Source organism: Streptomyces sp. NPDC005266 (assembly GCF_040607655.1).
Taxonomy (GTDB): Bacteria; Actinomycetota; Actinomycetes; order Streptomycetales; family Streptomycetaceae; genus Streptomyces.
Map to the genome: position 1 here is coordinate 96,945 of NZ_JBEXHC010000022.1, position 18,460 is coordinate 115,404.

Here is an 18,460-nt window from a genome sequence, read left to right on the forward strand (position 1 = left end):
AGAGTTGCGGAGCGTTCGTACAGTGGCCCCATGAGCCGCCTTCCGCGACCCGGTACTCTCGCCGTTCTCCACATCCAGGCCACCGTGCTGCTGGCAGCCCTCGGGCTGCTCGTCTCCGGGACCCTGCTCACGGCGGGCGGTCTGACCACGCTGACGGTGAAGCCGGTGCGGACCGTCACCCCGGACCCCACCGACTCGGACAGCGAATCACCCCTCTCGCCGACCCCTCCCACGACACCCCCGCCGACGACTCCCACCCAGCCGCCGACCTCCCCGCCCACCTCTGCCCCGCAGCCGACGCCGAGCCCCAGCGGAATGTTCGGCCCGGGCCTTCGGGCCGCCGAGCCGCCTCGGGTCGAGGAGAACTCGGCCGCCCTGCTGACGGCCTGGCTCGGCTTCATCGGCCAGGTCCTCGGTCTGATGACGGGACTGATCGGGATCTTCACCGGGACCCGGCGCCGTGAGGCCGCCGCCTCCGGGCAGGACGAGCGGCCCGCCCGCCCTGCCCGGGTCAGGCCCACCGATCAGCCGCCTAGGGGCAGGCGACCTCGTCGCCGGTGACGGCCTCGATGCCCTTCCCGCCGGGGTGCGGCTCCTCGGCCCGCACCCGCTGAACCCCCTTGTAGTCGGCGCCGATCGTGACTTGCATCACCGCCCCCTGCTTGGTCACCGGCCGCAGCTTCGCACCGGGCAGCGCGGCCGCCAGCGAACGCACCGAGCGGTCCCAGACCGGGTCGTAGGCGATGATCGTGTGCCGCGCGCCATGGGTCGCGGCGTCGGCGGGGGACCCGGTGGTGGCGAAGCCGGTGGCGTGCAGGGCGCGGTCCGCCCGCCGGGCGAGCCCCGCCGTCCTGGTGCCGTTGAGCACATGGACCCGGACCTGGCCGGGGTCCACATCGACCGGGACGGCGTGGGGGCGCCTGGGATGGTGGACGGTGAGCGGCCGGTCCTCGCGGAGGGTGGTGAACAGCCGCTCGGCCTTGGCGCGGTCCCAGCGGAGTGTGGAGCCGACGCCCTTGACCGGGGTGCCCGGCAGGATCACCGGAACCGAGGCGAACTCCGAGGACGCGGGGGTCAGCCCGTTCATCGCCCGGCCCAGCGTCACCATGTCCGCCGCGCCGAAGCCGTGGTCGGCGCGGACCGAGCCGAGCAGGGTCCCGGCCACCTTGTTGAACCGGACCGGGTTGAACAGCATGCCGTCGGCCGTGGTCTGGTGGATCACAGCGGCCAGAAAACGCTGCTGGCGCTGGATCCTGCCCAGGTCCGAGGTGCCGTCGATATGGCGGGAGCGGACGTACTGCAGCGCCTGGCCGCCATTGAGGATGTGGCTGCCGGCCGGCAGGTCGAGCCCGGTGTGGTCGTCCTTGAGCGGCCGCGCCGTACAGATCTTGACCCCGCCGACCACATCCACGGTCTTCATGAAGCTGGTGAAGTCGACCTCGAGGTAGTGGTCGATATGGATGCCGGTCAGATGCTCGACGGTCCGCACGGTCAGGCTCGGCCCGCCCTCGGCGTACGCGGCGTTCAGCTTCTGCGGATGCGCCGGGTGGCGCTTGCCGGTGGCGTCCGTGTACGCGGGGATGTCGGCGTACGAGTCGCGGGGCAGGCTGACCACGCTGGCCCGGCGGTGGTCCGCCGACAGATGCACCAGCATGATCGTGTCGGTGCAGTGGCAGGGGGCGCCGCCCAGCCGGTAGAGCGCCTTCTCCTGCGGGGTGATCTTGTCCCGGCCGTCCGTGCCGACCACCAGGAAGTTGATGCCCCCGCCGCCGCTCCTGGGCCGGTTGTCCAGACCGCCGAAGACATCCACCCGGTGGATGCCGGACTCCAGCTCCCGGACCAGCAGATGCCCGATGCCGCTGACCACCAGCACCAGACAGGCGGCTCCCGTGGCGAGCCGCAGCCCCCAGCGGGGGCGGCGTGAGCGGGGGCGGCGTGAGCGGGGGCGCGGCGGGCGCGGCGATCGGGCCGGTGCACTCACTCCGGGAACCTCCGTAACGGCTGGTGGGGCGGGTCGCGCGGCGGAATCGCCTCACCGTAGGCCGATATGACGATCGCCTTGGCGGCCCCACGCCGCCCGTGCCGCCCGCTGCCACCCGGGCGGCGCGCTCCGGTGTCCCCCATTCGCGGTACCGTGGCCCCGATACTGCAGTCTTCTGGGGGCTCGACCCCCGAAAACCCCGAGGTGCCATGCCCCCGCATCAGCTCCCGGCCGTCTCTGTGATCATGCCGGTGCTCAATGAGGAACGCCATCTGCGCAATTCCGTACGGCACATCCTGGAGCAGGAGTACGCCGGCGAGATGGAGGTGGTGATCGCCCTCGGCCCGTCCACGGACCGTACGGACGAGATTGCCGCCGAGCTGGTCGCGGAGGACTCCCGGGTACATACGGTGCCCAACCCGACCGGCCGCACTCCCGCCGCGCTGAACGCGGCGATCAAGGCATCCCGCCATCCGGTGGTGGTCCGGGTCGATGGGCACGGCATGCTCTCCCCGGACTACATCGCGACCGCCGTGCGGCTCCTGGAGGAGACCGGCGCGCAGAACGTCGGCGGGATCATGCACGCCGAGGGCGAGAACGACTGGGAGCGGGCCGTCGCCGCCGCCATGACGTCGAAGATAGGGGTCGGCAACGCCGCCTTCCACACCGGTGGCGAGGCGGCCCCCGCTGAGACCGTCTACCTGGGCGTCTTCCGGCGCGAGGCGCTGGAGCGGCAGGGCGGTTACAACGAGGAGTTCATCCGCGCCCAGGACTGGGAGCTGAACTTCCGGATCCGCGAGGCCGGCGGGCTGATCTGGTTCTCGCCCGAGCTCAAGGTCTCCTACCGGCCGCGGCCGAACGTGCGGGCGCTGGCCAAGCAGTACAAGGACTACGGACGCTGGCGCCATGTCGTCGCCCGCTTCCACCAGGGCTCGATCAATCTGCGTTACCTCGCCCCGCCGACCGCCGTCGTGGCCATCGCGGCGGGCATCGTGGTGGGCGCGGCCGTCACCCCGTGGGGCTTCCTGGTCCCCGGCGGGTATCTGGCGGCGATCGTGGCCGGCTCGGTGCCGGCCGGCAAGGGGCTTCCGCTGAAGGCCCGGCTTCGGATCCCGGTGGCGCTCGCGACCATGCACATGTCGTGGGGCTGGGGCTTTCTGACCAGCCCGAGGTCGCTGGCCAAGAAGGTCATCGCCAGTCGCCGCCCGGCGGTGCTGGCGCGGTAGCCGTCGTCACGCGTACGACGAAGGGGCCGGACCCGGCGGGTCCGGCCCTTGTGTCACCCGCTCAGAACGTGTAGGCCGGGTTGACCTTCATGCACTTCTTCTCCTCGCCGTTGAGGGCGTCCGCGCTCTTCGGCGTCTTGTCGTCGTCCGGCGCCGCGGCCTTCGGATACACCGTGCCCTCGCGCCAGTCGTTGCCGACGACCACCGTGACGTCCTGGACCGACTTCGACGACTTCACCGCGGACTTCGGCAGCTTCAGCGCCTTGGCCACAGCCAGCGCGTCGCCCTGCTCGGCCTCGCTCGGATACGCGACCGTGGTGTCGGCCTGCGAGATGAGGACGGTGTTCGCGGTGGCCTTGGTGTAGCCCAGCCGTACCAGCTCACTGGTGATGACTCCGGCGCGGCCCGACACGGGCCCGAGGACGGTGCTGCCGGTGCCGTTCTGCACGATCACCGGGACCTCGCCCTTGGGCGCGGTGGGCGCCGGAGTGTGGTCGGGCTTCTTCTTGTCCTTGCCGTCCAGCGCTACGTCATTGCGCAGCAGTGAGAAGGTCTGCTCCGCGTCGCCGGGCCTGGGCACCACGAACTCGCCGCCGCCCCCGTACTCCCAGGGCATGGTGATCATGGTGGTGCGCTTGGTCGGCACCCGCTTGAGGTCGTTCCCCAGGTCGTAGAGCTTCTTGACGGTGCCGAGGCCGTGGTCGACGGTCAGCGCCTTGGTAGCCGCCTCCGCGAGGTCCATCAGCTTGCCGGGGTCGCTGAGCTTGGTGCCCGACTTGAGCTGACGGATCATCGAGCTCATGTACATGTGCTGGGCCTTGGCCCGGCCGATGTCGGTGTTGTCCTCGAAGCCGTAGCGCGTCCGCAGCCACTGGAGGGCCTGGACACCCTTGACGGAGTGGGTGCCCTTGGTCAGATTCAGCCCGGAGCCGTGCCCCGACTTGTCGTGCGAGTAGACGTTCTTGTCCACGCACACCGGGACGCCGCCCACGGCGTCCGCCATCGTCACCACACCGGAGAAGTCGATCTTCATGAAGTGATCGATGTAGATCCCGGTGAGCTCTTTCCAGGTGGCGACCGTGCACCCCGCCCCGCCGTGCTGGAGCGACTGGTTGATCGCCGCCACGGTCTTCGGATAGACGTGGCCGTCCTTCGGGTCGGTGCACTTGGGGATGGTCACCCGGGTGTCCCGCGGAATGCTGACCACCGACATATTGCTGCGGTCGGCCGACACATGCACCAGCATCTGCACATCGGCCAGCGGCTTGCGGTCGGCGTCCTGCTTGGCGCCGCCCAGCTTGACGTTCTCCGCCGTATTACGGCTGTCGGAGCCGATGAGAAGAATGTTGAGAGGGGTCTGGCCGGCCGCGTTGGGCTCGGGCTTGCCGAGCTTGCTGTCGCCGAGGTCCAGCTCCTCCTTCTTCAGATTGCCGTTCAGATGCTCGTAGTAGAAATAGCCGACGCCGGCCGCGCCGAGTATCAGCACGGCGAGCGTCAGGGCACTCCAGCGCATGATGCGCACCCCCCGGCTCCGCTTCGGTCGGCGTTGACCGCCCTTGCGATGCCCCGCGCCGTCCGGCGCGGGGCCATCTCCTTCCGGCGGGCTGTCACCCTCACCGTGTTCGCGGGGCCCGGGCACGGCGCCGCGCCGTCCGCTCTCCCCCCGCACGCTGCTCTGCCGCAACGGGCCCTCCCCGGTTTGCTGATGATTGGGTCCGGCCCGTTGGACATGCGTGGATCCGGCGGCCGGCGTGGGTCACTTGGCGCAGACGTTCTTGTCGTCGGCCTCGACCTTCTGGATGCCTTCCGGCGCCTTGGCCGGAGCAGAGATGGGGACGCCGGCGCCCTTGTAGTCTCCGCCGAGCGTCAGGGTCATCTCCGCCATCGGGGCGGCGTCCTTCGTGCCTTCCTTCATCGCGGAAGCCGGCAGTCCCATGCTGTCCGCCAGCCGACGGGCTTGGTCGGCCTGGTTCGGCGCGTACTCCAGCGTCGTCTTCTTCAGCTCTGCCGGAGCGTTTCCGCCGTTACTGGTGCGGAGCATCCCCTCGGTGTTCTGCATCCAGTCGACGGTCTCCTGGGCGGCGCCGAACTTCCCGCTGCCGTTGAGTACCTGGACCCGCACGTTCGCGGGGTCCGCCTTGGGGCCCTTGAGCCGGGCTGCCTGCTTGTCCTTGGCCGCCTTCTGCTTCTTCTTGACCTCGGTCAGCGAGACATCCTGGCGGACCATGGAGAACAGCGGCTCGGCCTTGGTCTTGTCGAGCAGCACCGTCGCACCGTCGGTGTTGTCGACCACCGGGACCGTCGCGAAGGTGACGTTCTTCAGGTCGACCTTGCTGAGGTTCTTCCCCAGCGAGGCCAGCTTGGAGACGGTGCCGATCCCGGTGTCCACCGTGAGCGCCTTGGTGGCGGCCTGGGCCAGGTCCCAGGTCTTGCCCGGGTTGGTGAGCGAGCCGCTCGACTTCACCTTGCGCATCAGGGAGCTGAGGAACTGCTGCTGGAGCTTGATCCGGTCCAGGTCACCGCCGAAGCCGACGGCGTGCCGGGTCCGGACGAAGGCCAGCGCCTGCTCGCCCTTGACCGTGTGCCGGCCCTTGCTGAGCTTCAGATGCGACTTGGGGTCGTCGACGTCCTTGCCCAGACACACCTCGACCCCGCCGACCGCCGACGACATCTCCTTGACCGCGTTGAAGTCGGCCATCATGAAGTGGTTGATCTGCAGGCCCGTCAGCTTCTCCACCGTGCGCCAGGTGCAGCCGGGGTCACGCCCCTCCTGTCCCAGGCTGGTGTTGAAGCGCACTTCCTTCTCACCCTGGATGTTCTTGAACGAACCGTCCTTCTGCTTCGTACGGCAGTTCGGGATGTCGGTGATCATGTCGCGCGGGAAGGACAGCGCGGTCGCGTTCGTACGGTCCCGGGAGACATGGAAGAGAAGGGTCGTATCGGCGTGGCCGACGCTGCCCGCGTCGCCGTAGCCCTCGTTCCCCTTGCCGTCGCGCCGGTCGGTCCCGATGACCAGGATGTTCATCGGGCCGTCGGAGACCGCGGCGTTGTTCTCGCCGACGTCGACCTTGCTGATGTTGCCGTTGAGGTGCTGATAGACGAAGTACGCCGCCGCCGAGCCACCCACCAGCACAAACGCCAGGGTGCCGCTGCCCCAGTAGAGCGCCTTCTTGGTCTTTGACTTCTGCGGCTTCGGCTTCCGGCGGCTGACCGGGCCCGCCGGCTTCTCCGGCTCCCGCTTGCCCGTCGCCCGGCGGCGCCCCCGCTGCTCGGATTCGGCCGCGCGACGACGCCCCGCGGATCTTGGGGCCGGGCCGGGAACGGCGGCGTCCGCCGAGGTCCCGGCAGAGTCCAGCCGCAGCTCATAGCTGCCGGTGTTCGGGTCGAACACCCACTGATCGGCGGGATCGATGTCGCCCGCCCGCCCATGGCCTTGCGCGTCCACGGTCCCCTGTGTCCTCCGTCGGTGCCACGCGGCGCCTCCCCCTCAAGGCGCTCATATCCGTCTTCTGTGCAGTGCGCGGCCACCTCGTAGAGCGCACCGGATCGCTCACACTATCCGCCCAGTTCAGCGTCAGGCGACGCCGATGACAAATCCCACTTCCCTACAACTGGGCAATCTGCCCAATCCTTTCGAGACCCTTCACGAGTCGCTTGGCGCACCATTTGGTGCGATTATTCACAGATGTCGCGTGCTGCCGTCGTCCCCTGGTAGGGGCTGCCGGTCCCGCCCTTCGGGTCCTCGCCCGTCGTGGCCGTGACGGTGCGCGACACCGACACCGGATGGTCCAGCCGCAGCTGCCTGAACAAACGGTCGGCGTCGGGCTGCACGAGCTCATCACGGTTCTTGTTGTACGTATAGGGCTGTCGCGGAATCGTAAGAAAACGGATCTGATCCCGTGGGATGTTCCGCACCCCGCGGACCAGGTTGTACAGATCCCTGAGCGAATCCAGACCCGGATCCGTGGTCAGCGCCGAGGTCGCCGAGTTGAGCACGGGATACAGCTTCGCCGGATTGAGCAGCACACCATTGCTCTGCACTTTCTTCACAAGGGAGCTCATGAACTCCTGTTGCCTGCCGATACGCTCCGTATCGCTGCCGTTGCCGATGCTGTACCGGGCCCGGACAAAGCCGAGCGCCTTCTCGCCGTGCAGGACATGACGCCCCGCGGAGAGCTTCACATGCGCGTCGTCATCGTCGACCGGCTCCTTCAGGCACACCTCGACGCCCCCGACCGCGTTCACCAGCTTCTTGAAGCCGCTGAAGTCCACGATCACATGGTGGTCGACGCGGATCCCGGTCAGCTTCTCGACCGTACGGATCGCGCAGGCCGCGCCGCCGATCTCGAACGCCGAGTTGAACTGGGCGAATCGAGCGGTTCCCCGCTTGCCGTCCGCCCGGTCGCAGGCCGGGACGTCCACCATCAGATCGCGCGGGATGGAGACGGCGGTCGCGCTCTTCCCCCCGGCCTGGAGGTGCAGCAGGATCGTGGTGTCCGAGCGCTGGGTGCCGGTGTCCTTGCCGTATTTGCCGTTTCCCTTGCCACCCCGGGTGTCGGAGCCGATCAGCAGGATGTTCTGCGCGTCCCGCACCACCGACACCGGCCGCTCGGCCTCGTACTTCCTCAGCTCGTTCGCGGTCCGGGTGTCGGTGCGGATATTGCCGTCGAGATGGTCGTAGAACCACCACCCCGCCCCGCCGACGGACAGCCCCAGCACGGCCGCGCCCAGCGCGAGCACGCGCAGCCAGCGGCGCCTTGGTCCCGGCGCCGGCTCAGGGCTGTCAATCGTCACGTCCACGTCCTCCCACCCGTCGTCCTCCCACCCCTCCCCGCCCGGTCCGGCGGAGCGGCAGCGCGTGCTGGGCCGACAATGGGACAGACATGCGAACCCCGCACAGGGTTGTACGTATCCGTCGATCATCGCGCGGGGTCGGCGGCGGGGCTCGTGGGCTCGGCCCTCGGGTCCGCCGGACGGGTCAGGCTGGAGGAAGCCGGGACTACCGGTGGGACTACCAGTGGGGGACTGCCAGCGGGGCTATCGGTGGGACTACCAGTGGGGGACTGCCAGTGGGGCTATCGGTGGGACTACCAGTGGGGGACTACCAGTGGGGCTATCGGTGGCTTATGGCTTATGGCTTATGGCGCGGTGGCGGTGACCCGCTCGCTCTCCTTGCGCTTGGCCAGCGTCTCCTCGTCCAGCCGGTCCAGATGGCGGCAGAGCACCACCGAGCCGCCGGACGCCAGCGGGGCGTACAGCCCGTACGACAACCCCTCCCAGGAGTCGTACGGCACCCCGGACAGCAACCGGGAACCGGGCTCCAGGCCCCGCGCGGCAGCGTCGGCCCGCGCCCGCTCGACCAGCTCCGCACCGGTCAGCTCAAGGCCGCCGACAGCGAGCGCGGGCGCGTCCGGGTCCACGGGCGAGTACGGCGCGAAGCGGTCGCCCTGGCTCGGCACATCCACGGCGTAGTCCGCGAAGCCCTCCGGCAGCTGCGGGAACCGGCCACCCAGCGGGCGCAGCGCCAGCGCGACGCGCTCCCCGGAGCACACCCGCGCCTCCTCCAGGCTGTCCGGGCCGCTGACCACCAGATCGGCCGTGGCCGGGTCGCCGCCGACGTCCGCGACGACGCCGACCGACGAGCACGCCACCAGCCACACGGCGGTCTGCCAGTGGGCGGGCAACAGCAGCGCGGCGCGGTCGCCGGGCGCCGCGGCCAGATCGTCCTGGAGCAGATTGGCCGTCTTTGCCACCCAATTGGCGAAGGTGGCCACGGAGAGTTCGACGCGCTCGCCGGTCGCGTCGTCGTAGAAGGTCACAAGCGGGCGGCCCGGGTCCGCGTCGAGCGCGGATCGCAGCAGGTCGGCGGGGGTGCGATCGGTGGCGTTCATCCGCGCAAGCGTACGCCGCGAACGGCCGCCGGCGGAGGGGATGGGCCAAGCCTTCGCGATCGTCGCGGCCGTCTGTCGGGCCCCTCCCGAATGGACAGCTTTGTCACAACATGCACACGATCGTAATCATGCGTGCATTCCTTGCATCATCGATCGGCGTCGTGTGCACCGCCGCCCTCGCCCTCCCGCTCGCCCTCAACCCCGTCCCCGCCCACGCGGAGCCGGCCGGCTCGCGGGGCGGCACCCAGTCGCTGCCCCTGCTCCCCCTCGGCAGCGGAGTCGACCGGGGCGTGGTCGCCTCCGCCCGCGACCAGGAGGGCGCGCCGCAGAGCGTGCGGCCCTTCTCGCTCGTCGGCGTCGTCTGGGACCACCCGTCCGCCGACCTCCGCGCCCAGGTGCAGGTCCGCACCCGGGCGATCGACACCGGGCTCTGGTCCCCCTGGCGCGACCTGGAGCCCTACGGTGACGAGGCCCCCGACCCCGACTCGCCCGAACGCCGGGGCGAACGGGCACACGGTGGCACGGCACCGCTGTGGGTCGGCGCCTCCGACGGCGTCGAGGCCCGCGTCCACCCAAAGGCGCCGGATCCGTCGGACGACGCCGCGGGCCCGTCAGACGACACCACGGGCCTGCCCGGGCCTGCGCCCGCGACCGGCGAGTCCGGGCCCGTGTCCGTGCCCGCGACCGTTGAGTCCGGGCCCGTGTCCGTGTCCGTGCCCGCGAACCGGTCCGTGTCCGTGCCCGCGACCGGGCCCGTGTCCGTGCCCGCGACCGGTGAGTCCGGGCCCGTGCCCGGGACGGCGACCGGCGAGTCCGGGGCGGCCTCGCGGCTGCCGTCCGGGCTACGGCTCGAACTCGTCGACCCCGGCGAGGCCGCCGCCCCCGCCTCGGCCGTCCGCGCCCTGCCCGCGCACCCCGCACCGACCCCTACCCCCGCGGCCACGCCCACGCCGGGCTCTGCCAAGCCCGCCATGAAGCCTGCCGCCCACCCCTCGCCCGACCGCACACCCAGCCCGTCGCCCGACCCGTCCGGCGAACCCCAGCCGGACTCCTTGTTGCCGCGGACCCCGGCCGAACCCCCGGTGAACGCGCCCATGGTGAGCGCCGCCGCCCACACCGCCCCGCGGCCCCGCATCATCACCCGTGCCGGCTGGGGCGCCGACGAGAAGATCCGTGAGAAGGGGCACGTCTACAGCAAGACCCTCAAGGCCGCCTTCGTCCACCACACCGTGACGGGCAATAAGTACAGCTGCTCACAGGTGCCGTCGGTTCTGCGCAGTATCTACCGCTACCACGTCCAGAGCATGGGCTGGCGCGACTACGGCTACAACTTCACCATCGACAAATGCGGAAACATCTACGAAGGCCGCTCGGGAGGTGTGACCAAAGCCGTACGGGGGGCGCACACTCTGGGATTCAACACCAACAGCATGGGCGTCGCCGTCCTCGGCACTTACTCCAGCAAGAAGCCCTCCGCCAAGGCGGTCAAGGCCGTAGCCAAGCTCACCGCATGGAAGCTCGGTCTGTTCAAGCGGAATCCGCGCGGCTTCACGCATCTGGTGTCCGGCGGCGGCAACAGGTACAAAAAGGGCGCCAAGGTAAAGCTCCATGTGATCTCAGGACACCGCGACGGCTTCGCCACCGCCTGCCCCGGAAAGCAGCTCTACGGCAAGCTCAAGTCGATCCGTAGCACAGCCGCCAAGCTTCAGGGACGCTGACCAGGCGCGGTCCGGGGATCTGCCTACACTGGCCGCCGACCGGCGAGCCCCAGCAGGAAGCAGAGACGATACGTGACCAAAGCGCCAGCAACGCCAGAAGCGATCCTCCTGGTCGGCGGCAAGGGGACCCGGCTGCGCCCGATGACGGTGCACACCCCCAAGCCGATGGTCCCGGCGGCCGGCGTTCCGTTTCTGACCCACCAACTCGCCCGCGCCCGCGCCGCCGGGGTCGAGCACATCGTGCTCGCCACGTCCTACCTCGCCGAGGTCTTCGAACCGTACTTCGGTGACGGCTCCGCCCTCGGACTCCACCTGGAGTACGTGACCGAGGAAGAACCGCTCGGCACGGGCGGCGCCATCCGCAACGTCGCCTCCCGGCTGCGCTCGGGCCCCGACGACCCGGTGCTCATCTTCAACGGCGACATCCTCACCGGCCTCGACATCCCCGCCCTCATCGACACCCACCGCCGGGCGGGCGCAGACGTCTCCCTCCACCTCACCCGGGTCACCGACCCGCGCGCCTACGGACTGGTGCCGACCGACGAGGCGGGCCGGGTCACCGCCTTCCTCGAAAAGCCGCAGACCCCCGAGGAAATCGTCACCGACCAAATCAACGCGGGCGCCTACGTCTTCAACCGCTCCATCATCGACACCATCCCCGCAGACCGCCCCGTCTCCGTCGAACGCGAGACCTTCCCCGGGCTGCTCGCCGCCGGTGCGCATCTGCAAGGCATGGTCGACTCCACGTACTGGCTCGACCTCGGCACCCCGCAAGCCTTCGTCCGCGGCTCCGCCGACCTGGTCCTGGGCCGCGCCCCCTCCCCGGCCGTCCCCGGCCGCTGCGGCGACCGCCTCGTCCTCGACACCGCCACCGTGGCGGACGACGCCAAGCTGACCGGCGGCACCGTCATCGGCCCCCAGGCCCGGGTGGGCGCGGGCGCGCGCATCGAAGGCAGCACGGTGCTGGAAGGCGCCGTCGTGGAGGAGGGCGCGCAGGTGCGCGACTCACTTGTCGGCGCGGGCGCGCGCATTGGCGCCCGCACCGTGCTGGAGGGCGCGGTGATCGGGGACGGCGCGCTGGTCGGACCGGACAACGAACTGCGGGACGGGGTGCGGGTGTGGTGCGGGGTGGACATTCCGGCGGGGGCGGTGCGGTTCTCCTCTGACCAGTAGGCCGGTCGTGGTGCGGGTGGCTTCGGCGGGTGCGGGTGGCTTCGGCGGGTGCGGGTGGCTTCGGCGGGTGCGGGGGCCCGGGGGCGCGCCGTGTGGGTGCCGGGGGCGGGGCCTCCGGGGCGGGGGCCCTGGACCGTATATTTACGGCGCCGTTAGCCGGAAGCGTGGGGTGGGCCGGAGATTGGCGCCACAAATACACGTCAGCGTCCAGGACCCCCACCCCTGCACCCCCGCCCCCTCCCGTCCGCCCCCGGCCTCCGGCCCGGTGGCCCCGGCCCACGATGCGATCCGGCTCAGCCGCGTGGGCGGGGGTGGGAGCACCCCCGCCCCCTCCCGTCCGCCCCCGGCCTCCGGCCCGGTGGCCCCGGCCCACGATGCGATCCGGCTCAGCCGCGTGGGCGGGGGTGGGGGTGGGAGCACCCCCACCACCTCCCGTCCGCCCCCGGCCTCCGGCCCGCTGGCCCCGGCCCACGATGCGATCCGGCTCAGCCGCGTGGGCGGTTGGGGGTGGGAGCACCCCGCCCCCTCCCGTCCGCCCCTGTCTGCGGCCCGCTGGTCTCGGCCGACGATGCGGTTCGGCTCAGCCGCGTGGGCGGTGGTGGGGTGGGAGTACCCCCGCCCCTCCTGTCCGTGCCGGGCCTTCGGCCCGGTGGTCGGGTCACTCGCCGCTCCGGGTTCCGCCCGCGGGTGATGGCGGGGCGCCGGCCCCTCCGCTCCCGCGTCCGGCCCGGGTCGCTCACGGGTTCGGGTTCCACCGGGGGCACCCCCGGCCCCTCCCGCCTCGTCCCCGACCTCTGGCCTGGGCCGGCCCGTGGCCGGCGCCCGGGGGCGGGAGAACCCGCCCGTCCATCCGCGGTCTCCGGCGGGTGGGCTGGGTCGTAGGGTGGCGGAGTGTTGGTGAGCCGTACCTGGAGTCCCTCCGGGCCCTTTGACCTCGTGCGCAGTCTGGGCGTACTGCAGCGCGGGCCCGGGGATCCGGCGTTGCAGGTCGGCGCTGACGGGGCGTTTTGGCGAGCGAGCCGGACGCCGGCCGGGCCCGGCACTATCCGTATTACCCGCAGTGGCAACGAGATCGAGGCCCGCGCTTGGGGGCCGGGGGCGGAGTGGTTGCTCGACGGGCTTCCCGCCCTCCTCGGCGCGGAAGACGATCCCTCCGCCTTCACCCCGCGCCACCACCTCGTCCATGAGGCGCACCGCCGTCACCCCGGTCTTCGTCTCATTCGCACTGGCCTGGTCCTGGAATCCCTCATCCCCTCGATCCTGGAACAGAAGGTCACAAGCATCGAGGCGTACCGCGCCTGGCGGTTGCTGCTTCAGCGGCACGGCGAGCCCGCGCCGGGCCCGGCCGGGCGGATGCGGGTGATGCCCGATCCTCGTACCTGGGCGCTGATTCCCTCGTGGGAGTGGCATCGGGCGGGTGTCGACGCCAAGCGCTCAGCGACGATCCTGCGGGCGGTCCGGGCCGCCCGGCGGCTGGAGGAGGCGGCGACCATGGATCTCGCCGCCGCCTCGGCCCGCCTCCAGCTCATCCCGGGCATAGGCCCCTGGACGGCAGCGGAGACCCTCCAACGCAGCAACGGCACCCCAGACGCGATCACGGTCGGCGATCTGCATCTGCCCCGTATCGTCGGCTACGCGCTCACGGGCGAGCTCGGTTCGGACGACGAGACGATGCTGGAACTTTTGGCCCCCTACGCGGGCCAGCGACACCGCGCGGCCCGTCTGATCCTTCTATCCGGCCGCACCCCACCCCGCCGCGCACCGCGTTTCTCGGTGAGGGATTTCCGCGCCATGTAGGTCTGGCCACGTCCGAACCGCGAAGGGGTGGCGGCGGTGTTCCCAACTCCGGCCGACCGTCAACAGGGGTGACGTGACCCTGGCCGGATCGCGGGCTGGGGCCCACTGGCCGCCCCAGCACCTGCTCAAGGGCCGCTGCACGATGTACGACCTGACCAGCCGCCTGGAACTTACGGCCACCTCCGAGGACAGCCGCGTCCCGGACGCGCTCGCGCACGCCCGCCGCCACAAGCACTTACATCGTGGGCCGGGGCCGCCGGGCCGGAGGCCGGGGGCGGACGGGAGGGGGCGGGGGTGCAGGGGTGGGGGTCCTGGACGCTGACGTGTATTTGTGGCGCCAATCTCCGGCCCACCCCACGCTTCCGGCTAACGGCGCCGTAAATATACGGTCCAGGGCCCCCGCCCCGGAGGCCCCGCCCCCGGCACCCACACGGCGCGCCCCCGGCACCCACACGGCGCGCCCCCGGGCCCCCACACCCGCCGAAGCCACCCGCATCCACCACCCACAGAAGCCGCACCCCCGCGCCCAATCCCGCACCCCCACCCCGCACAACGCGCGCCCCCGCATCCAGCGCGCACAACCCACCCGCGCACCCCACCCGCGCACCCCCCCGCACAGCCCCCGCGGCACAACCCACCCGCGCACCCCCGCACACCCCCGCGGGACAACCCACCCGCACAACCCCACCCGCACAACCCCTACCGCACCACCACGAACCCCTCCATGCCCCGCTCCGGCCGCACCGCTGGCGGGGCCGCCGGCCGGCCTACCGCGACCGCGCCCATCGGGTCCCAGTCATCCGGCAGGCCCAGCACCTCCCGCACCACCGACCGGCAGAACATCGTCGAGGACACCCACGCCGATCCCAGCCCCTCGCCCGCCAGCGCGACGAGCAGGTTCTGCACGCCGGCCCCCGCCGCGACCACGAACATCTCGCGCTCCGCCGCGTTCCGCCGCGGGTCCGGGTAGGTGTGGGCGCCGTCGGCGACCAGGCAGGGCACCACGAGGTACGGCGCCTTGCGCAGGACGTCCCCGCGCCGTACGCGCTTGGCGACGCTCTCCTCGGAGAAGCCGTCACCCCGCAGGTCGGCGATCCAGGCATCCCGCATCGCGTCGAGCAGCCGCGTTCGGGCATCGGCGGATTCAAGTAGCACGAAGCGCCATGGGGTCGTGTGGTGCGGCGCCGGGGCGGTGACGGCGGCGGCGACGGCGCGCCGGACCGCCGCGCCGTCCACGGGCTCGTCGGTGAACTCCCGCACCGTACGGCGCAGGGTGACGGCTTCCCGTACGGCCTCGGAGGTTCCCAGCCGGAACATGTCGTCGGCGGCGCCGCGCACCAGGGCCCGCGCACCCTCGTCAGCCTCAGCACCCCCGCCCGCAGCGCCCCCGCCCGCAGCGCCCCCGCCCGCAGCGCCCGCACCCGACGGCTCGCCATCCGCTGTCACCACATGCGGCAGCCCGCGCAACACGGCCACCGGCAGCCCATCGGCCTTGCCCTTGACCAGCTCACCCGCCGCGGCCAGCTCATCGGCGGTGGCGACGATGGTGGCGCTCAGCGGATTGCCGTGGGCGTCGATCCCGCCCCGCAGATCGTCGAGGACGCGGACCCCCGCCGCGCCGATGGCGACGTCGGTGACGCCGGTCCGCCAGGGACGCCCGAAGGTGTCGGTGACGAGGACGCCGACCTGGACGCCGAGCGCGTCCCGCAGCCCGCCCCGCAGCGCCCGCGCCGAGGCGTCGGGGTCCTCGGGGAGCAGGAGCACGGTGCCGGCGGGGGTGTTGGAGGCGTCGACTCCGGCGGCGGCCATGACCAGGCCGTGGCGGGTTTCGACGATCCGGGTCCGTCCGCGCCGGGCGACGATCCGTACCGCCTCGGCGTCTATGGCGGCTTCGCGGTCGGTGGCCTCGACGATGCGTCCCTCGGCCTTGCTGACGATCTTGGAGGTGACCAGCAGCACATCACCGTCGGCGAGCCCCGGCAGCCCGCCGGAGGTAGCGGCGTCGGCGATGAGCTTGGCGAGGTCGTCGCCGGGCCGCACCTCGGGCATGCCAGGGAGGGCCCAGACCCGGTACGAGGGGGCGGGGGACGAGGGTGCGGGGAGCGAGGGGGCGTCGCTCATGCCCGTACCTCCTCGGCCAGGGCCAGCGCCTCGGTGGCCATGCGGGCCGTGGCCTCGGTGTCGGTCATCATCAGCGGTATGGCCCGGCAGCGGATCCCCGCGGCCTCGACCTCGTCGACCGAGGCCGCGTCGACGGTGTCGACAAGCCAGCCGTCGAGCAGCCCGGAGCCGTAGTGGCGGGCGACGGCGGCGGCGGTGGATTCGACGCCGACGGCGGCGAGGACCTTGTCGGCCATGCCGCGTACCGGCGCGTCGCCGACGATGGGGGAGAGGCCGACGACGGGGACCCCGGCGTCGGCGATGGCCTCGCGGATGCCGGGGACGGCGAGGATGGTGCCGACGCTGACGACGGGGTTGGATGGCGGGAAGAGGACGACGTCGGCGTCGGCGATGGCTTCGAGGACGCCGGGGGCCGGCTTGGCCTGGTCGGCGCCGACGGGGACGACGGCGTGGGCGGGGACGGAGGCGCGCAGCCGCACCCAGTACTCCTGGAAGTGGACGGCCTTGCGGCCGTCGCCGTCACCCGCGGCGGAGCCGCTGATATCCGCAGTGTCGATGAGGACGTGCGTCTCGACGCGGTCGTCCGTCATCGGCAGCAGCCGTACGCCCGGCTGCCACCGGGCGCACAGTGCCTCGGTGACGGCGCTCAGCGGGTAGCCGGCGCCGATCATCTGCGTGCGGACGATATGCGTGGCGAAGTCGCGATCGCCGAGGCCGAACCACTCCGGTCCCACGCCGTACGCCGCCAGCTCCTCCTTGACGGCGAAGGTCTCGTCGACCCGGCCCCAGCCCTGTTCCTCGTGAATGCCGCCGCCGAGGGTGTACATCACGGTGTCGAGGTCGGGGCAGACCTTGAGGCCGAAGAGGTGGATGTCGTCGCCGGTGTTCCCGATGACGGTGATGTCGGCGTCGGGGGCCGCCGACTTGAGACCGCGGAGAAAACGGGCGCCGCCGATGCCGCCTGCCAGAACCACAATGCGCATGAGGGACAGTCTGTCAGCCGCCCCGGACATCGAGGACGTTCGGGGCGGCTCAGCCGCCGAGGACGTCGAGGGGGCCGAGGGGTTCCGCGGTGGCCGGGTCGGCGGTCTGGGTGGGGTGCAGCGGCATCTCGGTCAGGCCGGGGAAGTAGATGTGCAGGCTGACGGCGGGTTCGAGTGACTCGTTGACGACGTCGTGGACATAGCCGGGCGCGAAGACCCGCTGTGCGCCGGCGCGCAGCGCGTGCCGCACACTGCCCCGCCGCGCGCCGTCCCGCGCCGCTTCGCCGCGCACGACGCGCTCGGTCAGCTCGCCCTGGAGCACGGTGAGGACGCCGGAGGAGCGTCCGTGGTCGTGGGCGCCGCTGCCCTGGCCGGGCACCCAGCTGAGCAGCCAGACCTCGTATCCGGGGCCGGTGCGCAGCCGGTGGTACCAGCGGCTGGTGGCGTCGTACTGGACGAGGGGCGCCCAGCCGGCGCGGTCGGCCGCGAGGGTGCGGGCCAGGCCCGCGAAGGCGGCGACGGTGGTGGGGTGCGCGGGTACGGGCGGCAGCAGATGAGGGATGGCGAGCGGGTCACCGGCGATCTGGACGTCGCTGTTCATGTGCGTGGTTCCTCGGCGGAAAAGGTGCGGGAATGGCGCGGAGATGGCTGGAGCTCGGGGGCATCAACAGCTGGAACAGCGACAGCGAGCCTGCACGGCGCAGCGGAACCCGTGGGCACGGGTCGGCTCAGGCGCGTGGGTCACTGACATGGGGACAAGGAGACCCGGGCCGTCACCTTCCTGTCAACTTGATCTCCCCTTTGGAGCCAATGTTTCACCTCTTCCGGTTGCGGTACCGGCAGAAAGGTTTGTGCGCGCGTTAGGCGGACAGATGGCGCACCACCCGCCGTCGCATGCAACGGGACCGGCGCCCATGGCGTCCTCCTCGACGAGAGAGAGAAGGGCCCGGTTGTGGCGGACGGGGGAGGTGTCTCGTTTAGGCCGATTTGAACACTTTCCGCGCCGCCTTGGTTCCGCAGAGTGAATAAGAGGCCCAATAGCAGATCTCGGCTTGACTGGCCCGGATCGGCACACTTGTAATTTCACTCGTGTCGTTCTGCCGATGGACCGACGGCACAGGCACGGGGACGTAAAGACAGACGAGGGGCGCACATGACCGAGTTGTTCCAGCAACTGCTGGTCGAAGAGGCGGACGAGGAGCTCGGTTGGCAGGAGCGCGCGCTGTGCGCCCAGACCGATCCCGAATCGTTCTTCCCGGAAAAGGGAGGTTCCACGCGTGAGGCGAAGAAGGTCTGCCTTGCGTGTGAGGTCCGTTCCGAGTGCCTCGAGTACGCCCTCGCCAACGACGAACGCTTCGGCATCTGGGGCGGTCTGTCGGAGCGCGAGCGCCGCAGGCTGAAGAAAGCCGCCGTCTGACATATCCGCACAGCTCACGGCAGAGCGAGCCATCGCGACCGGTCCGCCTCCGCCCCTTGGCGACGGGAGGCGGGCCGGTCGCGTACGCAGCCGTTAGTGTGGGGCCCCGTCCGAGACGCACCAACGCCCCCGTGGGGCGCGCGCGTCCACCGC

The 18,460-nt window shown here is 71.3% G+C and carries 14 protein-coding genes; 6 read left to right on the forward strand and 8 right to left on the reverse strand.

Annotated features, from left to right (window positions below):
- Positions 1–30: 30 nt before the first annotated feature.
- A complete protein-coding gene (locus ABZU99_RS29280) occupies positions 31–561 on the forward strand; it encodes a hypothetical protein (RefSeq protein WP_356048372.1) in 531 nt (176 codons plus the stop codon).
- Here ABZU99_RS29280 and ABZU99_RS29285 read toward each other — a convergent pair.
- The gene (locus ABZU99_RS29285) at positions 533–1,981 is read right to left on the reverse strand and encodes an LCP family protein (protein ID WP_356048374.1); all 1,449 of its coding nucleotides are present in this window, start codon (positions 1,979–1,981) and stop codon (positions 533–535) included. The genes ABZU99_RS29280 and ABZU99_RS29285 overlap by 29 nt on opposite strands.
- A gap of 209 nt (positions 1,982–2,190) precedes the next feature.
- Between ABZU99_RS29285 and ABZU99_RS29290 the strand changes: the two genes are divergently transcribed.
- Positions 2,191–3,207, forward strand: a complete 1,017-nt coding sequence (locus ABZU99_RS29290) for a glycosyltransferase family 2 protein (RefSeq protein ID WP_356048376.1) — start codon at positions 2,191–2,193, stop codon at positions 3,205–3,207.
- 61 nt (positions 3,208–3,268) lie between these two features.
- Here ABZU99_RS29290 and ABZU99_RS29295 read toward each other — a convergent pair whose 3' ends face one another.
- The 4 genes from ABZU99_RS29295 to ABZU99_RS29310 all read right to left on the reverse strand — a co-directional run bounded on the left by ABZU99_RS29295 (position 3,269) and on the right by ABZU99_RS29310 (position 9,098).
- Positions 3,269–4,846: an LCP family protein gene (locus ABZU99_RS29295; RefSeq protein ID WP_356048394.1), complete on the reverse strand. Its 1,578-nt coding sequence runs from the start codon at positions 4,844–4,846 to the stop codon at positions 3,269–3,271.
- A 117-nt stretch (positions 4,847–4,963) separates the two neighbouring features.
- Positions 4,964–6,652: an LCP family protein gene (locus ABZU99_RS29300; protein ID WP_356048378.1), complete on the reverse strand. Its 1,689-nt coding sequence runs from the start codon at positions 6,650–6,652 to the stop codon at positions 4,964–4,966.
- A 230-nt stretch (positions 6,653–6,882) separates the two neighbouring features.
- Entirely contained in the window at positions 6,883–8,001 is a 1,119-nt protein-coding gene (locus ABZU99_RS29305; protein WP_356048380.1) for an LCP family protein, read from the reverse strand.
- A gap of 344 nt (positions 8,002–8,345) precedes the next feature.
- Positions 8,346–9,098, reverse strand: a complete 753-nt coding sequence (locus ABZU99_RS29310) for a TIGR03089 family protein (protein ID WP_355950517.1) — start codon at positions 9,096–9,098, stop codon at positions 8,346–8,348.
- 128 nt (positions 9,099–9,226) lie between these two features.
- On the opposite strand from ABZU99_RS29310, the gene ABZU99_RS29315 reads away from it, so the two are divergent.
- From ABZU99_RS29315 to ABZU99_RS29325, 3 genes are all read left to right on the forward strand, one after another.
- Entirely contained in the window at positions 9,227–10,816 is a 1,590-nt protein-coding gene (locus ABZU99_RS29315) for an N-acetylmuramoyl-L-alanine amidase (RefSeq protein WP_356048382.1), read from the forward strand.
- Between the two features lie 72 nt (positions 10,817–10,888).
- Positions 10,889–11,989 (forward strand): NDP-sugar synthase, encoded by a 1,101-nt coding sequence (locus tag ABZU99_RS29320; RefSeq protein ID WP_356048384.1) that lies wholly within the window; start codon positions 10,889–10,891, stop codon positions 11,987–11,989.
- Positions 11,990–12,880: 891 nt separating this feature from the next.
- Positions 12,881–13,786 (forward strand): DNA-3-methyladenine glycosylase 2 family protein, encoded by a 906-nt coding sequence (locus ABZU99_RS29325; protein WP_355955339.1) that lies wholly within the window; start codon positions 12,881–12,883, stop codon positions 13,784–13,786.
- A 699-nt stretch (positions 13,787–14,485) separates the two neighbouring features.
- Here the strand turns inward: ABZU99_RS29325 and ABZU99_RS29330 are convergent.
- The 3 genes from ABZU99_RS29330 to ABZU99_RS29340 are packed head-to-tail and all read right to left on the reverse strand — an operon-like array spanning position 14,486 to position 17,491.
- Positions 14,486–15,907, reverse strand: coding sequence for a coenzyme F420-0:L-glutamate ligase (locus tag ABZU99_RS29330; protein ID WP_356050342.1), 1,422 nt, complete (start codon positions 15,905–15,907; stop codon positions 14,486–14,488).
- Positions 15,904–16,890, reverse strand: a complete 987-nt coding sequence (gene cofD, locus ABZU99_RS29335) for a 2-phospho-L-lactate transferase (protein WP_355955074.1) — start codon at positions 16,888–16,890, stop codon at positions 15,904–15,906. Before cofD ends, ABZU99_RS29330 begins: the two co-directional genes overlap by 4 nt.
- 49 nt (positions 16,891–16,939) lie before the next feature.
- Positions 16,940–17,491 (reverse strand): cysteine dioxygenase family protein, encoded by a 552-nt coding sequence (locus ABZU99_RS29340; protein WP_355955077.1) that lies wholly within the window; start codon positions 17,489–17,491, stop codon positions 16,940–16,942.
- A gap of 552 nt (positions 17,492–18,043) precedes the next feature.
- Here ABZU99_RS29340 and ABZU99_RS29345 point away from each other — a divergent pair.
- Positions 18,044–18,307, forward strand: coding sequence for a WhiB family transcriptional regulator (locus tag ABZU99_RS29345; RefSeq protein WP_004952403.1), 264 nt, complete (start codon positions 18,044–18,046; stop codon positions 18,305–18,307).
- Positions 18,308–18,460 lie beyond the last annotated feature (153 nt).